Genomic DNA, 21075 nt, shown 5'->3' on the forward strand with positions numbered 1-21075 from the left:
CGGATCAATCTCGGTTATAATTTAGGTGCCGTCTTAGCTCAGGTAGGTAGAGCACATCCATGGTAAGGGTGGTACGGCAGTTCAACTCTGCCAGACGGCTCTGTCTAAGCTCGCTAAATGTTAATTTGGCGGGCTTTTGTTAAATGCTGTACTATATGAAACGGCGTTGAAAGGAGCGAGCTTGATGGAACAAGTTTTTACTGACCAGGAAAAGGTCCAAGTTTTGGCCGACCTGGTAGCAATTCAATCGGTCAATGATAATGAAATGAAAGTCGCAGTTTACCTCCACGACCTCTTTGCCAAATACGGGATTACCGCCAAAATTCTCCCGTTATCAGACAACCGGGCGGACCTGGTCGCCGAAATTGGGAGCGGCAAACCGGTCCTGGGCGTTTCCGGGCACATGGACGTGGTAACCGCTGGCGAGCTGAGCCAGTGGCACAGTGACCCGTTTACGCTCACGGAGCGGGATGGTCACCTTTACGGCCGTGGAGCAACCGATATGAAGTCTGGCCTGGCGGCGTTGGTGATTGCGATGATTACCATCCAGCAGAATCACCTGCTGAAGCGGGGGACCATCCGCTTGATGGCGACCGCGGGCGAAGAAATTGGCGAGCAGGGTTCCCGCTACCTGAAGGACCAGGGCTACATGGATGATGTTGACGCCCTGCTGATTGCCGAACCGACGGGCTACCGGATTGCAACGGCGCACAAGGGCTCGATGGATATTAAATTGACCTCGCACGGCATCGCGGCCCACAGCTCGATGCCAGATGAGGGCTACAATGCTATCGACCCCTTGATGAAACTGCTGGTGCAGGCCAACCAGGCTTTTCGCGGTACTGACAAGACCAACGCCCAGCTGGGCCGCCTAACCTTCAATACCACCGTCTTTAACGGCGGCGACCAGGTGAACTCGATCCCGGCCCGGGCGACTGCCAAGGTCAACGTGCGCACCATTCCGGAATTCAATAATGACTTGGTAACGGACCGCTTAAGGGACCTGACTAAGACCGCTAACCAGGCGGGAGCAAAAATCGATTTGGACATCTATATGTCGCAACCGTCAATCCAAACCACCGGCCGGTCCCGCTTCGTTCAACTGGCCCAAAAGATCGGCAGTCAGTACGCCGGTCAAGCAGTCCCGACCTTTGCCCTTAACCCGGTGACGGATGCCTCCAACTTAGTGGTTGATAAGGGACCCCAGTTCCCCTTGGCGGTCTTTGGGCCGGGAAATGACACACCACACCAGGTTAACGAATACGTCGACCGGCAAATGTATCTGAACTTCATTGAACTTTACATTAACCTGTTCACCGCCTACCTGAACTAGCTGGCTCCGTTTGCGGGAACCGTATTTTCAATTTAAATAACTTTCCTTTCGGCAACTGAACGTGGCGTAAATTAGCTCGCTGTTCGGTTGCCGAATTTTGTTTAACTGGGCCCGCCAATTAAAAAAAAGTTATTCGCAAAATAATTTGGTACCGAAATATGTTGACGTCCTGAATGAAGGTGGCATATTAGATGCATCGGTACCGAAGTATAACGTTAATTAGTGAGGTAAAACGATGATCACAAATCAAATCGTCGATCGTGGCCAGGGCCGCTTTAACTTCCGGAGCTTTTTCAAGCTGATTAACCAGGTCCAGCCGAAGTACTGGCAGTTTATCGTCGGGATTATCATCGGCTTGGTGGCAACCGGAATTAACTTATGGGTACCAAAGATGGCCCAAAAACTAATCAATAGCTATAACGGCCAGCTTGATAAGCAGCTCGTGGCGGAAACGATTGTCCTCTTTATCGCTGGAACGCTGATCAGTGCCGTTTCCGGGTTAATCCTGGGTGTTTTTGGCGAACACAATGCCGAATTCGCTGACCTCCATGCTGCAATTCTTCGGGGCCCTGGTAATCATGATTATGATGGATTGGAAGATGACCGCGATTATCTTTATTGCGGTGCCGGTAGTCTTCCTCGCCGTCATGCCGATCATGAAGATTGCCGGCCGGATTGGCTGGCAGCGCCAGGACGAGTTGGCCCGTTTCTCGGGCGATTCGACCACGACCCTGGGCGAAATTCGCCTAGTGAAGGCTTCTAACGCCGAAGAGAAGGAGTTGAAGAGCGGGAAGCAGCGGATCAGCAACCTGTACAAAATTGGGGTAAAGGAAGCCAAAATCAATTCGCTGACTACGCCGTTGACAAACATGATGATGGTCCTCTTCATCGGGGGTCCTGAGTTACGGGGCGGTCCGGGTGATGAACCGGACCCTTTCGATGGGGACGCTGATTTCGTTTCTGATGTACCTCTTCCAAATGATGAGTCCGGTCCTGATGGTGACCCAGCTCTTCAACGAATTAGCGAAGACCAGCGGTTCGACGGAACGGATCCAGGAAATGCTGGATGAAGATGAAGAAAAGGCCAGGGCAGAAAAAGCGGTGGCCGTGATCGACCAGCCGCTGAAGCTCGAACACGTTGATTTTGCCTATGAGGAAGGGAAGCAGATCCTCTATGACGTCAACGTTGTCGCCAAGCCGAATACGGTCGGTGCCTTTGCCGGCCCCTCTGACGGGGGGAAGACCACGATCTTCTCCTTGATTGAACGTTTTTACCAGCCAACGGCGGGGCAAATTATGCTCGGCGATGAAAATATTGAGGACATTAACCTGGGCGTTTGGCGTGAACAGATTGGCCTGGTTGGACAAAACTCCGCGGTGATGCCGGGAACGATCCGCGAGAACCTGGTTTACGGCCTTGATCGTGAGGTCAGCGATGAGGAACTCTGGCAAGTCTTAAAGATGGCCTACGCTGACCAGTTTGTCCGGGAATTAGAGTACCAGTTGGATACCCAAATCGGTGAACGCGGGATCAAGATTTCTGGCGGCCAGCGGCAACGGATTGCCATCGCGCGGGCCTTCCTGCGTGATCCAAAGATCCTGATGCTGGATGAAGCCACCGCCAGTCTTGATTCCGAATCGGAGGCGATGGTGCAAAAGGCTCTGGCTAGTCTGATGAAGGGCCGGACCACCCTGATTATTGCCCACCGGCTGAGTACGATTGTTGATGCCGACCAGATCTACTTCATTGACCACGGGACCGTTTCGGGCGCGGGAACGCACGAGGAATTGATCCAGACCACTCCGCTATACGCGGAATACGTCCATAACCAATTTAAACAGTAGCTTCCGCGAAGCAGCCTGAACAGTTTCCCGATAAACTAACTCCCCCTTAAACCAGCCGCGATCAGCTGATTTAAGGGGGAGCTTTGATTTCCTATAAATTATGGCCGCTGGCCCAGGCCGCCTTCGAGGGTGAGGGTTTCACCGGTCATGTACTTGAAGTCCGGGGAGGCCAGCTGGACGCAGACCCGCCCAATTTCCTTTTCCGCGTCGCCAAAGTGGCCGATTGGCGGAACGTGGACGTTGGCCTTGAAAGCATCCGGGAAGGCTTCTTTGAATTGCTCCAATTTCGCCGTCCAGGCCAGTGGGCAGACGACGTTCACGTTGACGTTATCCTTGGCCCATTCGGTCGCGGCGACCCGGCTGAGCCCCCGAATCCCTTCCTTCGCCGCTGCGTAGGCACTTTGGCCGTAATTGCCGAAGAGCCCGGCACCAGAGGCAAAGTTAATCACGGAACCCTGGCTTTCCTTGAGCAGCGGATAACAAGCCTGCATGTAGTAAAAGGCGGCGTACAAGCCGGAATAAATGGCGAGGTCAAACTGCTCGCTGGTGTGGTCGGCCAGGGTGACCCCGGAAGCCGAAGCCTGAGCGTTGTTAATCAAAACGTCCAATTGGCCAAATTCCCGTTTGATTTGGTCGACAACATTTTGGACGACGGCCTGGTTATCAGCCTGGCGGTTAATGTCCGCTTGGACGGTGAGAACCTTGATACCGTATTGCTCTTCCAGTTCTTTCTTTGCCGCGGCCAGTTTGCTGGTATTACGTCCGGTAATCACCAGGTTGGCACCCTCCTTAGCATAGGCGGTCGCAATACCGTAGCCAATTGAGCCACTCTTGCCGTTTGCAAGGACGGCCCGGCCCGCACCAGTGATCAGTGCTACTTTTCCCTTTAGAAAACTCATGACGTTCCCTCCTGTTAATTATTAATTCTTCAATAAGTTTATTGTAACATTTGCAGCAGTGAAAGCGGAAGATTAGGCTGGAGACTTAATATTAAATTAATGGAAATGGAGGACGCCGTCTACTAACGGAATTAAATAGTGATTGACTTTGGATTAAGATAAGATTAGAATTCCCTTAACATTAATAAGGAGGTCCTCTTCAATGGCATTAAAATATACGGTTTTAGGTGCTGGCGCCATGGGATTACGCTTCGGGGTGTTGTTACAGGAGCTGGCCCATGCGCAGGTCGACTTTGTGGATAACTGGCAGCCCCAGGTGGACACGGTTAAGCAGCAGGGCGGCGTTTACGTTTCCCGGGACCACGAGGACCGTCACCTGGTCCCAATCAAGATTTATTCTCCAGAAGAGTACGCGGGTGACCCAGACGTGTTCATCGTGTTTGCTAAGCAGATGACGCTGCAGGACCTGTTGGAACGGAGCGCCCACTTCTTCCATCCCGACCACCAGTACGTCTTCTCGGGGATGAACGGGATGGGCCACATCGAAAAGATCAACCAGTATTTCCCGAAGGAACACGTGGTGGCGGGAACCTGCCTGATCGGGACCGTCCTCAACAAGGCTGGTGACGTGGACTTTATCGGCAAGGCCGGTGCCGGCTCGATTAACATGGCGGCCCAGACCGGGACGGCCGATGACCGGGTTAAGGAGATCGTGGCGGACTTTACCGCGGCAAACATCAATCCCCACTTAACCGACAACTTCTACGGGACGTTACTGACGAAAGTCGTCTTTAACTCCGTTATCAACACCATCTGTACCCTGTTTGAAATTCAAATGGGCCAGTTTATTGACTACGATGGTGCGGAAAAGTTGGGCAAGCAGTTAATCAACGAGGCCTTTGATGTGGCCGAGCGGGCCGGAATCCAGCTGCTCAGCACCCGGGAAGAGGAGTGGCAGACAATCAAGTACGTCAGTGAGGTCACCAACCCGCTCCACTACCCGTCGATGTACCAGGACATGAGTAAGGACCGGCCGACTGAGGTCGACTACATTAACGGCTATATCTATGACCTGGGTAAGAAGTATAACTACGAAGCGACGACCCACGATTTCTTACGTAATTTGGTCCACCTAGCGGAAAACACCCGCAAGTTCAGGAAATAAAAAGTGTCGCTGTAACCCGGCTCTGGGTTGCGCCGCGCAGCCTCTTTGGGCCTTGACAATATTCGGAATTAGCAAGCGGCTGGTGAGAAAATTTTACTTTCTCACCAGCCGCTCGTTTTAGTTACGATTAAGATACGACATTTCCAGTCATGCTAGTTAGCAAACATTTCCCTGCGCAGGGCGGCGTAAATCGGCTGCCCGCCAAGCAGGTTGCTGGTAATATAAGCGATAAAGGTCAGAATCGTCATTGGCAGAATTTGGTCGACCGAGCCGACCATTTCGGTAAGCAGGGTGATCGCGGTGAATGGTGCCTCCTCAATTGAACCGAAGTAGGCCGCCATTGAAATGACGATGAGGTTTAAGTAACAGGACAGCGGAATAATGTTTTGGCGGATCATAATGATCCCGACAATCGCCCCGATCAATGCTCCTAAAACCAGGATCGGCATAAAGATCCCGCCGGGGACGGAGGCGCCATAGCTAATCATGGAGAAGCAGAAGCGAACGATAAAGAAGACAAGCAGGAGGCCGAGCAGTGCGGTGAGGTGCTGGGACTGGTTAAGGCTGGCAATGTATGAGATGAAGTCATGACTGCCGCCCAGGATTTTCGCATTCCATAAACCAATCGGGATCACTAAGAGCAATGGAATTAAACAGTGGTAGATTGCGGGCAGCTTAATTTTGCTGTACCACCAGCGCAAATTTAGCAGGGTGTACTGGTAGCCAAAGCCCAGCAGGCCGATCAAAATGCCGAGGAGGACTATCCAGGGATAGCTGCTCTGCGGCAAATTAGCATGGAGCGGGAGGTACAGGCACGGCCGGACCCCAAAGAATAAAATTGTCACGGCGTCGGACGCAATTGCGGCGGCCAAAGCGGTAATGCAGCCCTGGGGGTGGAAGTCAAACGTAATTTCTTCAAGCAGGAAAATAACGCCGGCTAGGGGCGCACTGAACGCTGCCGAGAGCCCGGCCGCGACGCCGCACTCCAGGAGAAAGCGTTTTTCCTTATCACTCATGCGGCTACGCTGGCCGAGCAGCTGGCCGACACAGGCCCCCATTTGAATGCAGGGCCCCTCACGGCCTAAGAAGAGCCCGGGACAGATTGCCAGGAGCCCGCCAACAAACTTGCGCCAGAGGACGCTCCAGGCGTTCATCCGGTGTTCGTCTAATAGGATGGCTTCAATTTGGGGCACGCCGGAACCGGTAAGGTCCAGCAGGGCGGGCTTGAGAATGCGGCTTAGCACCAGGCCGACCGCCAGAGTCCCCAGTATGTACAGGATGATGTAGTGGGGGTGGCTAGTCATGAACGGGTAAACGACCATTAGCAGCTTTAAAGTATGGTCGATGATCCACCGAAAAACACTAACGATTAGCCCCGTTAGGATGCCGATGATGATTCCCCGCCAGATTAAGGAAATGAATGCCATTGACATGGGCTTGTTTAATACATCGCGGGAACGCTTAATGGGTTGGCGATTGCTCACAGTAAGACCTCCTTGGTTTAGGATGGAATAATTGCTTTAGATAATCTTGGTTAAGAAATTGGAAAGGGGACAATGAAGGTGCGTTTGCGGCGAACCCACTGAAAAGCCCTTTTCTCCACACTCCTTATTATAACGTTAATTATCAAAGCTGTCGTCGTTAATTCATAATCCAAGTTATGCTATGATAGGGCATAGTGATTTTTTTAGATTAACGTGGAGGATTAGATATGGAGTTTATTGCCACCCTAGCAGGGCTGCTGCTGCTAACACAAATTGTGGCGCACTATTGCCGGCGGATTGAGATTCCCGAAGTAATCGGGCAGATTCTCGTGGGGATTCTCGTGGGGCCGGCGGTTCTTAACTGGGTGCACCTGAATGCCATGATGAATGAGTTTCAGGAAATCGGGGTCATCATTTTAATGTTTATCGCTGGGCTGGAGAGCGACCTGTCCCAGCTGAAAAAATACCTCAAGCCGGCCTTCTTCGTAGCGGCGGCGGGCGCACTGGTACCGGTCTTAATTATGGCCCCGGCCAGTTATTTCTTCGGCTTCACGAAAACGGAGTCGGTCTTTATCGGGGTCATTTTTGCGGCCACGTCCGTCAGCATTTCCGTGGCGGTCCTGCGGGAGTTTAACCAGCTGAGCAGCCGGGAGGGCGCTACCATTCTCGGGGCGGCGGTGGCGGATGACATTATTGGCGTAATGATGCTGTCGGTTATGATTAGTGTCATCAACGGCGAGGGCGGCAACGCCCACAGCAGCCTGCCCCTCTGGCTGGCCCTCTGCTTGCAGGTCCTGTTCTTCGGGGGGACCTACCTCCTGGTAAGGTGGCTGGCGCCATACCTGATGCGGATTAGTGAACACATGCTGACCGAGGCGGCCCCCTCCGTTATGGCGATGATTATCTGCTTGGGGATGGCCGCAATTGCCCATTACGTTGGCCTGAGCGGGGCGGTCGGTTCCTTCTTCGCTGGAATCGCGGTCGCCAATACCCACCGCAAGGAAACGATTGACCGGAGCTTTGAACCAATCGGCTATGCAATCTTTATCCCGCTCTTCTTCGTCAGCGTCGGTCTTAATATGCGCTTTGACAACATTTCGGAGTCGCTCGTGTTTGTAATTGTGATGACGATTCTGGCCTGCCTGACGAAACTGATCGGTTGCGGCGCCGGTGCCCGCTTAGCCGGTTTTAACATGACCAGCTCCTACGTGGTCGGCAGCGGAATGGTGGCCCGGGGGGAAATGGCCCTGATTACGGCCCAGATTGGCTACGAGGCCCACCTGCTGTCGTCAATGTACTACTCTGACGTCATTACCGTGATTATTTTGGCGACGGTCTTGGCACCATTCATTTTGAAGCATTCATTAAAAAAGCTACCCACGGCGCCAGGTGCAGATTAGTTTAGGGGTGAGGCGAAAACGCCGCCTCTTTTTTATTTATGCGAAACGTTATGGTTAGGGACAATAAAATGCTAAAATGGATAGTCATAAAAATTGAGAAAAGAGGGGCTTGAATGGAAGCAGGAGAACAACGGGCGGAGCAAGCGCGGGTGGACCAGGTCGAGCGGGAGATCAAGCGTCAGGTCGCCACGGCGGAACAGGCGGTTGACGAAGCCCACCAGGAAACCCGGGCGGTAGAAAAGAATTATAGCGAAAACGCCTCGATTAACCGCTACGAAGTCGATGATATTGCCGAATCGCGGTCGGAGCTGGAACAGCAACGGCGGCTGGTCTCCCAAGCGGCGGAAAATGAAAACATCATCAACCACCAGTTGCGGACCCTGCAAAATCTTCAGGGGTCCCCATACTTTGGGCGGATCGACATCCTAGACCCGGGGGAAGACGAACCGGAACGCCTGTATATCGGGACTGCCTCCCTCATGAACAGCGACCGGACGGACTTTTTGATCTATGATTGGCGGGCGCCCATCTCTGGAGTTTACTATAACGGTACCCTGGGCAAGGTGCAGTACGAAACACCAGCTGGTACCCAGTCGACCGAGCTGGTTAAAAAGCGGCAGTTCACCATCAAAGATGGGCGGATCACGAACATGTTCGATACCAATGAAACGGTAGGGGACGAGCTGCTTCAGGCAGCGCTGGGAGCCCAAAATGACCAGTACATGCACAACATCGTGGCAACGATTCAGCAGGAGCAGAATAACATTATCCGCAACACGAGCAGTGACCTCTTGCTGGTGCAAGGGGTGGCCGGTTCCGGGAAAACCTCGGCGATTTTACAGCGGATTACCTACCTGCTTTACCACAGCCGGGCTGACCTGAACGCCGACCAAATCGTTTTATTCAGTCCCAACAACCTCTTTAGCCACTATATCTCAGAGGTCCTGCCGAGCTTGGGAGAGCGGAACATGCGGCAAGTAACGTTGGCGGGCTTTTTGCGGCGCCGCTTTGAGGGGCTGCAAGTGGAAACCCTCTTTGACCGCTATGAAGAGCGGCAAAGCGAAGCGACGGCTGCGCACGCGGCAGCTGACTTTCTCGAAAGTGCCACGGTGATGACGGCGGTGCGCCAGTACGTTCACCAGTTGCCGGCCGACGAGGTTCAGTTTGCTAACTTGACCTTTAATAGCCAGGTCTTTTTCAGTGCCGACCATATTCGGGAACTGTACCAGGGGCTACCGGCTTCGCTGTCGGTTGCGGACCGGTTAGTTAAGCTGAAAAACCAGCTGATTCGCGAGCTCCAGCACCGGGTACGGGAGGAAGCCAAGAAAGATTGGGTGGCTAAGGCCCTCGACGAGTTAGACGTCCAGCAGCTGCACCGCCTATACGGTCAACGGTCGGTGGATGATTTCCCCGATGAGGAAGCCCAATTTGCCTACCTTGCCCGCAAACTTGCCAAGCGCCGCCTGCGGGTGGTCGCCGATGCCATTTACAATAACTACTTCATCGATTTTTATAACCAGTATGAGCGCTTCTTGCGGCAGGTCGCCCTGCCCCAAACGATTAGCAACCGGGACTGGATCGGGGTGATCACCGATTACCAGAACGAGATCGAATACCACCGGATCAAGCTGATGCACACGGCACCCTTGCTGTACCTGCGGGATTTGATAACCGGCAGTGGTCAGAACCGTGCTTTCCAGTATGTCTTTATCGACGAAATGCAGGACTACCCGCTGGCCACCCTGGTTTACCTCCGGCACGCCTTTCCTAAAGCCAAGTTTACTGTGCTGGGGGACAGTGAGCAGGCCCTGTTTAAGCCGCTCCAGCTCCCGCAGGCCATGCTCCAGGAACTGCGGACGGTGCTGGATGCCAAGCACCCCCAGCTGATCGTCCTTAACCGCAGCTACCGGTCGACCACGGAAATTACCGACTTTGCCAAGGCCCTGCTCCCGGACGGCGACCAGATTATTTCCTTTACCCGGCATGGTGCCAAGCCCCGCCTGCTGGTCCGGTATGACGACGCCGGCTTCAAGCAGGCCCTGTTGGAAAATGCTGTTCAGCAGCGGGCGGACCACGAATCGGTCGCGGTGTTAACCAAGAACCGGGAGCAGGCCCAGACAATCTATCGCTTTTTGCACCAGCACCAGCTGGACGGCCTGCACCTCTTGACGGCCCGGGACAGCGACCTGCCGACGGGGATTCTGGTCTTGCCGGTGTACCTGGCCAAGGGACTGGAGTTCGACGCCGTCATCGCCGCGGATGTTTCCGCAGCCAACCTGACAAACGTGGATGCCGTCGGGATGGTTTACACGATGGCCACCCGGGCAATGCACCAGCTGACCTTGCTGAGCAAGGGAGCGGTGACGCCCGCGATTAATTCCGCGGCGAGCCAGCAGCTGGTGATTGAGCACGAATTTGCCGATAAAAAATAAATCGCTTTCATGATGGCGGGTGATATGGTACGCTATCATTAGTGATTTATAAGGAGATGTTCCCTAATGGTAAAAGATGAATATACGTTGGTATTGGTCAAGCCGGATGGTGTTAAAACCCGCCACATCGGGGATATTATTACTCGAATTGAGCGAAAGGGCTACACGATCGAAGCGCTCAAGATGATTATCCCAACTGAAGAAAAACTGCGTCAGCACTATGCCGACAAGGTTGATAAGCCCTTCTTCCCTGAACTGTTGGAATACATGACGGAGGGCCCGATTGTCGGCATTGTGGTTTCCGGGACCAATGTCGTTCACGCCATCCACAACATGGCGGGGGCAACCAACCCTGGTGAAGCCGAATGGGGAACAATCCGGGGCGACTACGGCCGGGAATGGCCAGATGGCAACCTGCGGAACATTATTCACACGTCAGATACGGTTGGGAGTGCCCAGCACGAAATTGGGATCTGGTTCCCGGAGTTTGACATTGAACAGGCCCGCAAGGCCCATTTGAACGACTAGCTAAAAAATTGAGCGAGGCTGACCCCCAGTGGTTGGCCTTTTTCTATCCAGTCAATGAAGGGATGAGATTAGATTGAGCAAGAATACACAGCGTTGGGCAGCCGGCTTAGTGCTTGCGGCCCTAGCAATAATTGCTGGCTTTGCTTGGCACAGTCAGCAGCGGACAAGCCGCTTTGTGCAATCGACGACCCCGACCCTCTTCTTTCATGGTGGCGGTTCTTCCTACCACGCTGAAGAGCAAATGGTTAGTGCGGCCAAGAAAGCGGGCGTTACCAAGACGGTTCTTCGGGCGGACGTTAATAGGAGCGGTCAGGTGACCCTGCACGGGACAATGCAGCGCCACGCCATTAACCCAATTGTTGAGGTGAACTACCAGGATAACCGGCAGTTAAACTTTCAAAAGCACGGGGAGTGGGCCGCTAACGTGGTTCGGGTCCTGCAGCAACGGTACGGAATTGATAAAGTTAACATGGTTGGCCATTCGCTGGGAAACATTTCAATTATTTATTATGAGCTGCAAAACGGCCGGAATCCCCGGATGCCCCAGTTGCAAAAGCAGGTTGACATCGCGGGGCACTTTGCGGGATTAAATTTTGCCGGGATGCCCGCCGCAATTCGCCAGCCGCAAGGGCTCAAATTGGCGCAAAACGGCAAGCCCAATAAGATGAACGCGACTTATCGGGAGATGACCAAGGTCCGGCAAATCTACCCCAAGGGGCAGGTAGCGGTGCTGAATATCGTTGGCGATGTTGGGCACGGTACTGATGGAACGGTTCCAAATGTGTCATCGCTCAGCCTCAAATACCTGGTGGCCAGCCGGGCCAAGTCGTACCAAGTAAAAGTCTTTCATGGAAAGAATGCCCAGCATTCTAAGCTTCATGACAATCCGGCGGTTAACCGCGCATTGATTAAATTCTTGTGGGAAAAGTAGTCTTGAAGAAGTACCAAACGACCTCCAGCGTTCGGTTTTGCCGAGCACTGGAGGTCGTTTGAATATATTAGTACCTCGTCTGCCGGTACGCACTTGGACTAAAGCCGGTGTACCGCTTGAAGGCTTTGGAAAAGGTAAACTCGTCATGGTAGCCAACACCGCTGGCAATTTCCCGGACCGGTGCGGTGGAGGCCCGGAGCAGCTGTCGGGCTTCTTCCATCCGTAAGCGGGTCAGGTAGCCCTGCGGAGAAACCGTCAGCCCCTTCTTGAAAATAGTGTAGAGGTAGCTGCGGGAGAGGCCCAGATGTTCACAGAGCCTGGCAACCGTACACGTACTGTACCGGTAGTTCTGTTCTAAATAACTTTGGGCTAACTGGAGGTGCTGCTGGGCCTTCCCGCCGGTGGGGGAAGCTTTCCCGGGAAATTCGGTGACCAGCTGGTAAAACATTTGGTAGGTCAGCGCTTCGGCAAGGATGTCGTTCGCCAGGGAATTTCCGCACTTGAGGGTGTCGTAGAGGCGGTTTAAGTACTGGCTGAACTGGCTGTCCTGGACCTGGCGCAGGTAGCGCTGGCTGCCGAGCTTGGAGCCGTCAAGCATCGTTTTAATCTTAGTACCCGTAAAGCCAATCCACAGGTACGTCCACGGTTGCTGGCCGTCTGCCTGATAAAAGCAGGGAACGTCTTTCGGCAGGAGGAAGACATCGCCGCGTTTGAGACTAACGGCGGGCCGGTTGGCAGACGAAAAGGTCCCCTGCCCAGCGAGGATGTAGTGGAGGACGTAATTGCTGCGGACGTTGTTGCCCCGGAAAAAGTAATTTGGCGGGCAACTGTCCTGACCGATAAAGAGGACGTTGCTCTCCAAGTGGTTGGTATTCAGGTTCTTAAATTCACTGTCCATAATGCTTGCTTCCTCCATGCTCCCGGTTAATATGTTTGGAAAAGATAAATCAATCGGATTGATTAAACTGCTCGTAACAACTCATCCATGGCAAAATGTTTTTACAATCATTTTGCCATGGATGAAGCTAAATTGCTATGGATTGCCGGAATTTAGTTTAATATAATAGTAGCTGAAAGCGGATTCAACAATCACAAATAAAAGGGGTTATTCAAAATGAGTATCCACGTAAATGAAGAGCAAAAATTGTTTCACCTGCAAACGGCGAAGACCAGCTATATTTTCAAAATCCTGGAAAATGGCGAAGCCGGTCAGCTGTATTACGGTCCCCGGATTCCGGTCAAGCCAGCTTACAGCAACCTGGCCAGCCGGGAAGAACATGACTGCACCAACACGTTGACCGTAGAGCAGCCGGACTTCCAGCTCGAACTGATTAAGCAGGAATACGCCGGCCTGGGAAAGGGCGACTACCGCTACCCAGCCTACCAAATCACCTACCACAACGGTTCACGGACGTCGGAATTCAAGTACGCGGGCTATCAGATTACCGCTGGCAAGCAGCGGCTGGCCGACCTGCCGGCGTCTTTTGATGACCAGGGCGGCGATGCCCAGACCCTGGACGTGGAATTTCGGGATGACTATGCCGACGTGACGCTGACCCTGCACTACACGATTTTTGATCAGGAAGACGTGATTGTCCGGAGCGCTACCTTTACCAACCACGGCGAAGAGATTGTCCTCAACCGGGCTTTGAGTGCCCAGCTGGACCTGCCGGACAGCAATTATGACATGGTCCAGTTTGCCGGAAGCTGGGCCCGGGAACGACACCTGGTCCGGACCCCGTTGCGCGCAGGGGTGCAAAGCATTAGCAGCCTGCGGACGGCTTCGAGCCACCAGCACAACCCGTTCTTCATGCTGGCCCGGCCGCATACCGATAATAACCAGGGCGGCGTCTTCGGCTTTAACTTCATTTATTCCGGCAACTTCCTGGATTCCGTAGAAGTTGACCAGTTCGACACAACCCGGGTACTGGTCGGGATCAATCCGGATGAATTCGGCTGGCACCTGGCGGATGGGGAGAGCTTCCAAACGCCCGAAGCAGTGATGAGTTACTCTGCGGACGGCTTCAACGCCCTTAGCCAGCAGCTGGCAGACTTCTACCAGGACCACCTGGTCAACCCGCACTTTGCCCACCAGGAACGGCCAATCCTGATTAACAACTGGGAGGCCACCTTCATGGACTTTACCGAGGACAAGCTGATGCCGATTGTCGACGAGGCCCACAAATTAGGGATTGAAATGTTCGTGCTGGATGACGGCTGGTTTGGCCACCGGGACGATGATAAGTCCAGCCTCGGCGACTGGTTCGTTGACGAAAAGAAGTTTGCTAACGGCATTGACGGCTTTGCCCAAAAGGTGCACGACCGGGGAATGAAGTTCGGCCTCTGGTTTGAGCCGGAAATGATCTCAATCGACAGCCAGCTCTATGCGGACCACCCGGACTGGCTGATTGCCACGCCGGGCCGGCAGAGCACCCCCGCCCGGAACCAGTACGTGCTTGATATGACCCGGTCTGAAGTGGTCGACTACTTGGTTGACCACATTGCCGCAATCATTAAGAAGACCCGCCTGGATTACATCAAGTGGGACATGAACCGGAACATTACCGAAATGTACGGGGCCCAGCTGCCAGCCGACCGTCAGCTTGAATTTGCCCACCGTTACATCCTCGGTGTCTACCAGCTGTATGCCCGACTGACCCAAGCCTTCCCAGAGGTGCTCTTTGAATCCTGTGCCTCGGGTGGCGGCCGCTTTGACCTTGGAATGATGTACTACGCACCCCAGGCATGGTGTAGTGATGACACCGACGCGGTGGAACGGATCAAGATTCAGGATGGAACCTCCTATGGCTACCAGCAGTCGATGTGGGGTGCTCACGTTTCGGCCGTGCCGAATGACCAGATGGGCCGGCTGACTTCCTTGGCGACCCGGGCGGCGGTAGCCTACTTCGGGGACTTTGGTTACGAGCTGGACATTACGAAGCTCCCGGCCGACCAGCTGGCAGAGATTAAGGATCAGGTGGCCTTTTACAAGCAATACCGGCGGCTCTTCCAGTTTGGACGTTTCTACCGGCTGGAAAATCCGGATACGGTTAGCGATAACGTTTACGGTTGGGAGGTTGTCAACGCGGACCGGACGCAGGCGATTGCGGCCCGCTTCCAAATTCTCAACGGGGCTAACCCAGCCTACATCCGGGTGTACTTTGCCGGGATGGATCCGGAAAAGCAGTACACGGTTAACGACGGTCAGGAGAAGTTCTCCGGCGTTGAATTAATGAACGCCGGTTACTTTGTCCCGCGGATTATGGACCGGACTAAGCCGGAGAAGGACCCGTCCGACTTCAGCTCACGGATCTTCGTGGTTAAAGAAGCATAGCGGGTTAAAACAATCTACACGTAACAGTGCCTCCAGAGTTCGATTTTGCCGAACTCTGGAGGCACTGTTCCAGTTTTAAAGGTTATTATTTCATTTCCAAGCCCAGCACGTGCATGTGGCCGTCAAGGGCCAGCTCAATTAAAGTGTGGGCGAGCTGACGAGCGGTCAGGTGCTGGTCGTTGCCCTCGTGGAGCCACCAGGAGAGGACACTGATAAAGATGGAGAGGATGTAGGTGATTACCAGGTCCTCCGGAATCGGGCTCTTCTGGGTGATTCCAAACTGGTTAAGGATCCCGCCGATATTAGTGGTCAAAATTGGGCGGAGCTGCTGCTCCAGCTTGCGGGCGGGGGTGCCGTCAATAATCAGCAGGAGCAGGTCGCGGTTCGCGGCACAGTTCTTTAGGACCGCCGCTAAGGTCGTTTCCAGCTTGGTAAACATCACTTGGCGATTCAAAAAGAGCAGCGGGTTACGCAGGGGGGTAAATAGACCGATTGCCTCGTTAAAAATCTGCCCGTAGAGGTCATCCTTATCGCGGTAGTGGGCGTAAAAGGTGGCCCGGTTGACCATTGCCCTGGCCGCAATTTCCTGAACCGTAATCGCGTCGATACTCTTTTCCTTGGTTAAGGCGACGAAGGCATTGATGATGTTTTGCTTGGTTCGCCGCACCCGCATATCTTCCTGGACCGTCATCACTGTTTCCCTCCCTAAATAAAATCCGACACAATGTTGGAATTTGTTGCCTAACAAACAACTACCCGGATTTTGACGATTGATTATTCGCCGTTTTGGCCTAATGATATATTTAACTATATTATACACACTGTCGGAAAAGGTGCGGAGAATTATCGGGGAGGAATTAATGATGGTAGAGAAACTCTATGGCGGAATTGACGTCGGGTCAACCACGGTCAAGCTCGTGGTGATGGATGCCAGCCACCGGACGCTTTTCTCGCGGTACGAACGACACTATGCGGACGTCAAGGCGGCCAGCGAACGGGTAATTAAGGAGACAATCACCGAGCTGGGGGGACAAACGCCAATTGCCTTTACCATTACGGGGTCTGGCGGCATTGGCCTGGCCAGCCTCCTGCAGCTGAAGTTTATCCAGGAAGTGATTGCCTGTACCAAGACGGTCGAGGAGTTAATCCCGCAGACCGACGTCGCAATTGAGCTGGGTGGCGAGGACGCCAAGATCACCTTCTTCGGCGACTCCCTGGAGCAGCGGATGAACGGGAGCTGTGCCGGCGGAACCGGGGCCTTCATCGACCAGATGGCGTTCCTGCTGGATACCGACGCCAACGGCCTTAACCAGCTGGCGCGTAAAGCTGAAAAGATCTACCCGATTGCCAGCCGGTGCGGGGTCTTCGCCAAGACCGATGTCCAGCCGCTGATCAACGACGGGGCCCGCAAGGAAGACATCGCCGCCAGCATCTTCCAGGCGGTGGTCAACCAGACCATTTCCGGCCTGGCGGCGGGGCATAGGATCAGCGGGCACGTTGCCTTCCTGGGCGGACCGCTCTACTTCATGGACCAGCTCCGCCAGCGCTTTATTGAAACCCTCCAGCTGACGGACGAAGAAGTGATCTTCCCGGAAAGCCCGCAGCTCTTCGTGGCCCAGGGAGCGGCCCTGTACGCGGCTGACCAGCCGGAACTATCCCTGGCGATCCTGTTGGACCGCTTAGAAAATGGCGACGCGTCCGTACTGGCTCCTTCCCATTCGCTGGACCCGCTCTTTGAAAGTGAAGACCAGCTGGCCGCCTTTCGTCAACGGCACGGCCGGGACCGGGTTGAAGCCGGCAACCTGGCTGACTACCACGGGACGGCCTTTCTGGGAATTGACGCGGGGTCCACGACCACCAAAATTGTCCTGATGTCGGCCGACCACAAGCTGTTGTTTACCGAGTACGACAACAACGACGGCGATCCCCTGGCGAAGGTCAAGCAGATGCTGAGCGACTTGCAGGAAAAGATGCCGGCGGACGTCCGGATTGGCAAAGCCTGCGTGACCGGCTACGGCGAACACCTGATTAAAAACGCCCTCAACGTGGACCTGGGTGAAGTCGAAACGGTCGCCCATTACCAGGCGGCCCACTACTTCCAGCCCGATGTCGACTTTATCCTGGATATTGGCGGGCAGGACATGAAGGCGATGACGGTTAAGAACGGGGCGTTGGCGGACATTAAACTGAACGAGGCCTGCTCCTCTGGCTGCGGTTCCTTCCTGGAAACCTTCGCGACCGGCCTGAAGTATGACATCCGCGAATTCGCCCAGGCGGCCCTGCTGGCGAAGCACCCGGCCGACCTCGGTTCCCGCTGCACCGTCTTTATGAACTCCAAGGTTAAGCAGGTGCAAAAGGAGGGCGCCACGATTGGCGACATTTCCGCCGGGCTGTCCTTTTCGATCATTAAAAACGCCCTCTTCAAGGTCATCAAGATGCGGAGCGCCGACGAACTGGGTGACCACATTGTCTGCCAGGGCGGAACCTTTTACAACGACGCCGTCTTGCGGGCCTTTGAAAAGATCGCGGGCGTTGACGTGGTCCGGCCGAACATTGCTGGCCTGATGGGGGCGTACGGCGCGGCCCTGATTGCCGAAAAGAACTACCGGGCCGGTGACCAGACGAGCCTGCTGTCGGTGAAGGAAATGGCGAACCTGTCTTTTGACAAGGAGTACATGCACTGTGGCGGCTGTGCGAACAACTGTGAACTGACCCTGACGATTTTCAACGACGGGCGGAAGTTTGTGACGGGGAACCGGTGTGAACGGGGCGAGGCGCGGGCCCTCCGTCTGCACGGGCAGCACCCACGGAATAACGGCAAGGTCAACCTGGTTGAGCGCAAGTACCAGGAGCTCTTTAAGTACCGGCCGCTGCGCAGCAAGCTGGCCACGCGCGGGACGGTTGGCCTGCCCCGGGTCCTCAATATGTATGAAGATTACCCGCTGTGGGCAACCTTCTTCAAGGAATTGGGCTTCCGGACCATCTTGTCGCCGAAGGGCAGCAAGGAGCAGTACGACAAGGGAATGGAAACGATCCCGTCCGACACGGTCTGCTACCCGGCCAAAAACGTTCACGGGCACATCGCAGCCCTGATCGCCAACCGCCACGTCGACCGGATTTTCTACCCGGCGGTGGTTTACGAACTGCAGGAGAAAAAGGCGGCCAATAACCACTTCAACTGCCCGATTGTCCAATCCTACCCCGAGGTGATCCGCAATAACGTCGATGAAATCAGGAACGGTCAGGTTGACTTCCGCAACCCCTTCCTTAACCTGGCGGACCACCAGTCGACGGCGGCGAACCTCTACGAGTGCTTCAAGGACCTCGGCGTCACCAAGCAGGAGGTCCGGGCGGCGCTGGAAGTCGGCTACCAGGAACTAGCGGCCTTCCACCAGAAAATCCGCAACTGGGGTGAGGATACCCTTGTGATGCTCAAGCAGAAGGGTGAACACGGGATTGTCCTCGCGGGGCGGCCCTACCACCTCGACCCGATGATTAACCACGGAATTTCTCAGATGATTACCGCGGCCGGTTTTCACGTCCTGACTGAGGATTCGATTGCCCACCTGGGAGACGTCCGCGGCCTGCGGGTGGTCAACCAATGGTCCTACCACTCCCGCCTGTACGCGGCGGCCCGGATTGCGGCCAAGACGCCGGAACTGGAATTCGTCCAGCTGAATTCCTTTGGCTGTGGGCTCGACGCGATCGATACTGACCAGGTCGAGGAAATTATGAACCAGTACAACCGCCTCTACACCTGCCTCAAGATCGATGAGGGGGACAACCTGGGGGCAATCCGGATCCGGATTCGGTCGCTGAAGGCGGCAATCAAAGAGCGGACTGAAAAGCGGGTCCGGCCGGAAAAACTCTATGATAACCCGGTACCTGTCAAGTTTACCAAGGAAATGAAGAGGCAGAAGTACACCCTGCTTTTGCCGATGCTGTCGCCGATCCACCAGCACAAGCTAGTGGATGTGGCCTTGCGGGCCTCCGGCTACAACGTGGTCAACCTGCCGGTCCAGGACCGCCGCTCGGTCGACGTGGGCACCCGCTTCGTCAACAACGATGCCTGCTACCCGGCGATTATTTCGATTGGACAGATGGTCGAGGCACTGCAAAGCGGCAAGTACGACCTCGATCATACCGCCGTGATGATGAGCCAGACCGGGGGCGGCTGCCGGGCCACTAACTACGTGCCGCTGATTCGGAAGGCTTTAAAGGACGCCGGTTTTGGCCAGGTCCCGGTAGTGTCGATTTCACTCGGCAACCAGGGGGTTGAAACCACGCCGGGCTTTACCTTTACCCTACCGCTGGTTAAACGGACCGCAATTGCCTTCCTGTACGGCGACCTCTTTGAACGGCTGGTTTACCATACCCGGCCCTACGAGGTGGAGAAGGGCCAGGTCAACGCCCTGTATGAGGACTGGCTTGACCGGGTTCGGCCCAACGTTGAGAACGGCAGCTTCAAGGAGTTTAAGCGCAACGTGGCGGCAATCGTCCACGACTTCGACACGGTTCCGCAACGCAGCGTGGTAAAGCCAAAGGTCGGTGTCGTTGGGGAGATCCTCGTTAAATACTCACCGATTGCCAATAATGACATTGTTAAAACGATCGAGGCCGAGGGGGCCGAAGCGGTGGTTCCTGATATTGTCGGCTTCATGAACTACTCCCTCTATAACCAGGTCTACCGTCACCGCCACTTGGGCGCCAAGAAGAGCTCGCAGATCTTTGCCGAGGTCCTGCTGAAGCTGATCCGGCAGGCCGAAAAGCCGATGGATGAGGCGCTCCGGGCTTCCAAGCGCTTCACCGGGATTACGCCGTGGGAGGACGTGGTTGCCGGGGCTAAGCCAGTCCTATCGTTGGGCAACATGACCGGCGAGGGCTGGTTTCTGCCGGCGGAAATGGTGGAACTCCTCCGCTCCGGCGTTAACAACATCGTCTGTATGCAGCCGTTTGGCTGTCTGCCAAACCACATCGTCGGCAAGGGGATGCTCAAGGAGCTGCGCCGCGAGTATCAGGGCGCCAACCTGATGCCGATTGACTACGATCCTGGTGCGTCGGTGGTTAACCAGCTCAACCGGATTCGGCTGATGATGGCGACTGCCAAGAAGAAGCTGGCCCAGGAGAGCGTCGAACAGTAAGTTTTGCCGCTAAGAAAAAATAAGGCTGGGAATTAACTCAATCTCTTTGCTATTTCACAGATTATGCCTCAACAGCGCAGTAGCTGGCTGGGAGTTCAAATAGGCTAGCTACGCGTCGACGGGGGCTCGAAGACAAACGACCAAAATCAGCTTTTTAGCCGATTTTGGTCGTTTTTTATCGCTCTCATTTTATTGTTTAATGGGACTTCAGGAGCCGAAACAGGCTGACCAGGAAGCCGCCAATAATTATTACCGCCAGTACCAGGTTGATACTGGTAAATGAAATGCTTTCGAGGTGGAGCCCCTCGCGGATAAAGGCCGCGGGGATGATTAGCAGGTTTTCCCGCCCTTCAACTAGGAGGCCGACTGCAACGGTGAGTAGTGTGTTGACCACCGTGAACCCCCGTTTAACCGGGTGCCGGCGAAGTGCTAATTCCCAAAGAATGATGAGTACTAGCCAGAGGGCGAAAAACAGGTAGCCGATGTTCACCCGCATCTGTAGCCAGGTGTAGTTGAAGAGGAAGGTTGCTAATAGCAGACTCCAAAGCAAGCTGTTGTAGGTTACGGTAAGTAGCTTCATGAC

The 21075-nt window shown here is 54.6% G+C and carries 13 protein-coding genes, 1 tRNA gene and 1 pseudogene; 10 read left to right on the forward strand and 5 right to left on the reverse strand.

Annotation, left to right across the window (positions count from 1 at the left end; genetic code table 11):
• Nucleotides 1-27: 27 nt before the first annotated feature.
• From HMPREF0494_RS09825 to HMPREF0494_RS09835, 3 genes and pseudogenes are all read left to right on the forward strand, one after another.
• Nucleotides 28-100: transfer RNA gene (locus HMPREF0494_RS09825), tRNA-Thr, on the forward strand.
• Nucleotides 101-184: 84 nt separating this feature from the next.
• Nucleotides 185-1333 carry an ArgE/DapE family deacylase gene (locus HMPREF0494_RS09830; protein ID WP_007124814.1) on the forward strand — a complete coding sequence of 383 codons (1149 nt, stop codon included), beginning with the start codon at nt 185-187 and terminating at the stop codon, nt 1331-1333.
• A gap of 235 nt (nt 1334-1568) precedes the next feature.
• Nucleotides 1569-3178, forward strand: a pseudogene (locus HMPREF0494_RS09835) (ABC transporter ATP-binding protein).
• 98 nt (nt 3179-3276) lie between these two features.
• Here the strand turns inward: HMPREF0494_RS09835 and HMPREF0494_RS09840 are convergent.
• Entirely contained in the window at nt 3277-4077 is an 801-nt protein-coding gene (locus HMPREF0494_RS09840; RefSeq protein WP_007124818.1) for an SDR family NAD(P)-dependent oxidoreductase, read from the reverse strand.
• Nucleotides 4078-4279: 202 nt separating this feature from the next.
• Here HMPREF0494_RS09840 and HMPREF0494_RS09845 point away from each other — a divergent pair, with 202 nt between their 5' ends.
• Nucleotides 4280-5242, forward strand: a complete 963-nt coding sequence (locus HMPREF0494_RS09845; RefSeq protein ID WP_007124819.1) for a ketopantoate reductase family protein — start codon at nt 4280-4282, stop codon at nt 5240-5242.
• 152 nt (nt 5243-5394) lie between these two features.
• On the opposite strand, the gene HMPREF0494_RS09850 is transcribed toward HMPREF0494_RS09845, so the two are convergent.
• Nucleotides 5395-6669 (reverse strand): ClC family H(+)/Cl(-) exchange transporter, encoded by a 1275-nt coding sequence (locus HMPREF0494_RS09850; protein ID WP_007124820.1) that lies wholly within the window; start codon nt 6667-6669, stop codon nt 5395-5397.
• Between the two features lie 284 nt (nt 6670-6953).
• On the opposite strand from HMPREF0494_RS09850, the gene HMPREF0494_RS09855 reads away from it, so the two are divergent.
• From HMPREF0494_RS09855 to HMPREF0494_RS09870, 4 genes are all read left to right on the forward strand, one after another.
• On the forward strand, nt 6954-8126 hold the full coding sequence (locus tag HMPREF0494_RS09855; protein WP_007124821.1) for a cation:proton antiporter: 1173 nt from the start codon (nt 6954-6956) through the stop codon (nt 8124-8126).
• Between the two features lie 113 nt (nt 8127-8239).
• Complete coding sequence (helD, locus tag HMPREF0494_RS09860; protein WP_007124822.1) at nt 8240-10558, forward strand: RNA polymerase recycling motor HelD; 2319 nt, start codon at nt 8240-8242, stop codon at nt 10556-10558.
• 66 nt (nt 10559-10624) lie between these two features.
• Nucleotides 10625-11086 (forward strand): nucleoside-diphosphate kinase, encoded by a 462-nt coding sequence (ndk, locus tag HMPREF0494_RS09865; RefSeq protein WP_007124823.1) that lies wholly within the window; start codon nt 10625-10627, stop codon nt 11084-11086.
• A gap of 73 nt (nt 11087-11159) precedes the next feature.
• Nucleotides 11160-12017, forward strand: a complete 858-nt coding sequence (locus tag HMPREF0494_RS09870; protein ID WP_007124824.1) for an alpha/beta hydrolase — start codon at nt 11160-11162, stop codon at nt 12015-12017.
• Nucleotides 12018-12084: 67 nt separating this feature from the next.
• Here HMPREF0494_RS09870 and HMPREF0494_RS09875 read toward each other — a convergent pair whose 3' ends face one another.
• Nucleotides 12085-12915, reverse strand: a complete 831-nt coding sequence (locus tag HMPREF0494_RS09875; protein WP_040459059.1) for an AraC family transcriptional regulator — start codon at nt 12913-12915, stop codon at nt 12085-12087.
• Between the two features lie 216 nt (nt 12916-13131).
• Between HMPREF0494_RS09875 and HMPREF0494_RS09880 the strand changes: the two genes are divergently transcribed.
• Nucleotides 13132-15351, forward strand: a complete 2220-nt coding sequence (locus tag HMPREF0494_RS09880; RefSeq protein ID WP_007124827.1) for an alpha-galactosidase — start codon at nt 13132-13134, stop codon at nt 15349-15351.
• An 85-nt stretch (nt 15352-15436) separates the two neighbouring features.
• Here HMPREF0494_RS09880 and HMPREF0494_RS09885 read toward each other — a convergent pair whose 3' ends face one another.
• Nucleotides 15437-16042, reverse strand: coding sequence for a TetR/AcrR family transcriptional regulator (locus tag HMPREF0494_RS09885; protein ID WP_007124828.1), 606 nt, complete (start codon nt 16040-16042; stop codon nt 15437-15439).
• 172 nt (nt 16043-16214) lie between these two features.
• Here HMPREF0494_RS09885 and HMPREF0494_RS09890 point away from each other — a divergent pair, with 172 nt between their 5' ends.
• Nucleotides 16215-20492, forward strand: a complete 4278-nt coding sequence (locus HMPREF0494_RS09890) for a 2-hydroxyacyl-CoA dehydratase (protein ID WP_040459060.1) — start codon at nt 16215-16217, stop codon at nt 20490-20492.
• A 196-nt stretch (nt 20493-20688) separates the two neighbouring features.
• Here HMPREF0494_RS09890 and HMPREF0494_RS09895 read toward each other — a convergent pair whose 3' ends face one another.
• Nucleotides 20689-21072 (reverse strand): hypothetical protein, encoded by a 384-nt coding sequence (locus HMPREF0494_RS09895; RefSeq protein WP_007124830.1) that lies wholly within the window; start codon nt 21070-21072, stop codon nt 20689-20691.
• Nucleotides 21073-21075: the final 3 nt, after the last annotated feature.

It is taken from the genome of Limosilactobacillus antri DSM 16041 (assembly GCF_000160835.1).
Taxonomy (GTDB): domain Bacteria; phylum Bacillota; class Bacilli; order Lactobacillales; family Lactobacillaceae; genus Limosilactobacillus; species Limosilactobacillus antri.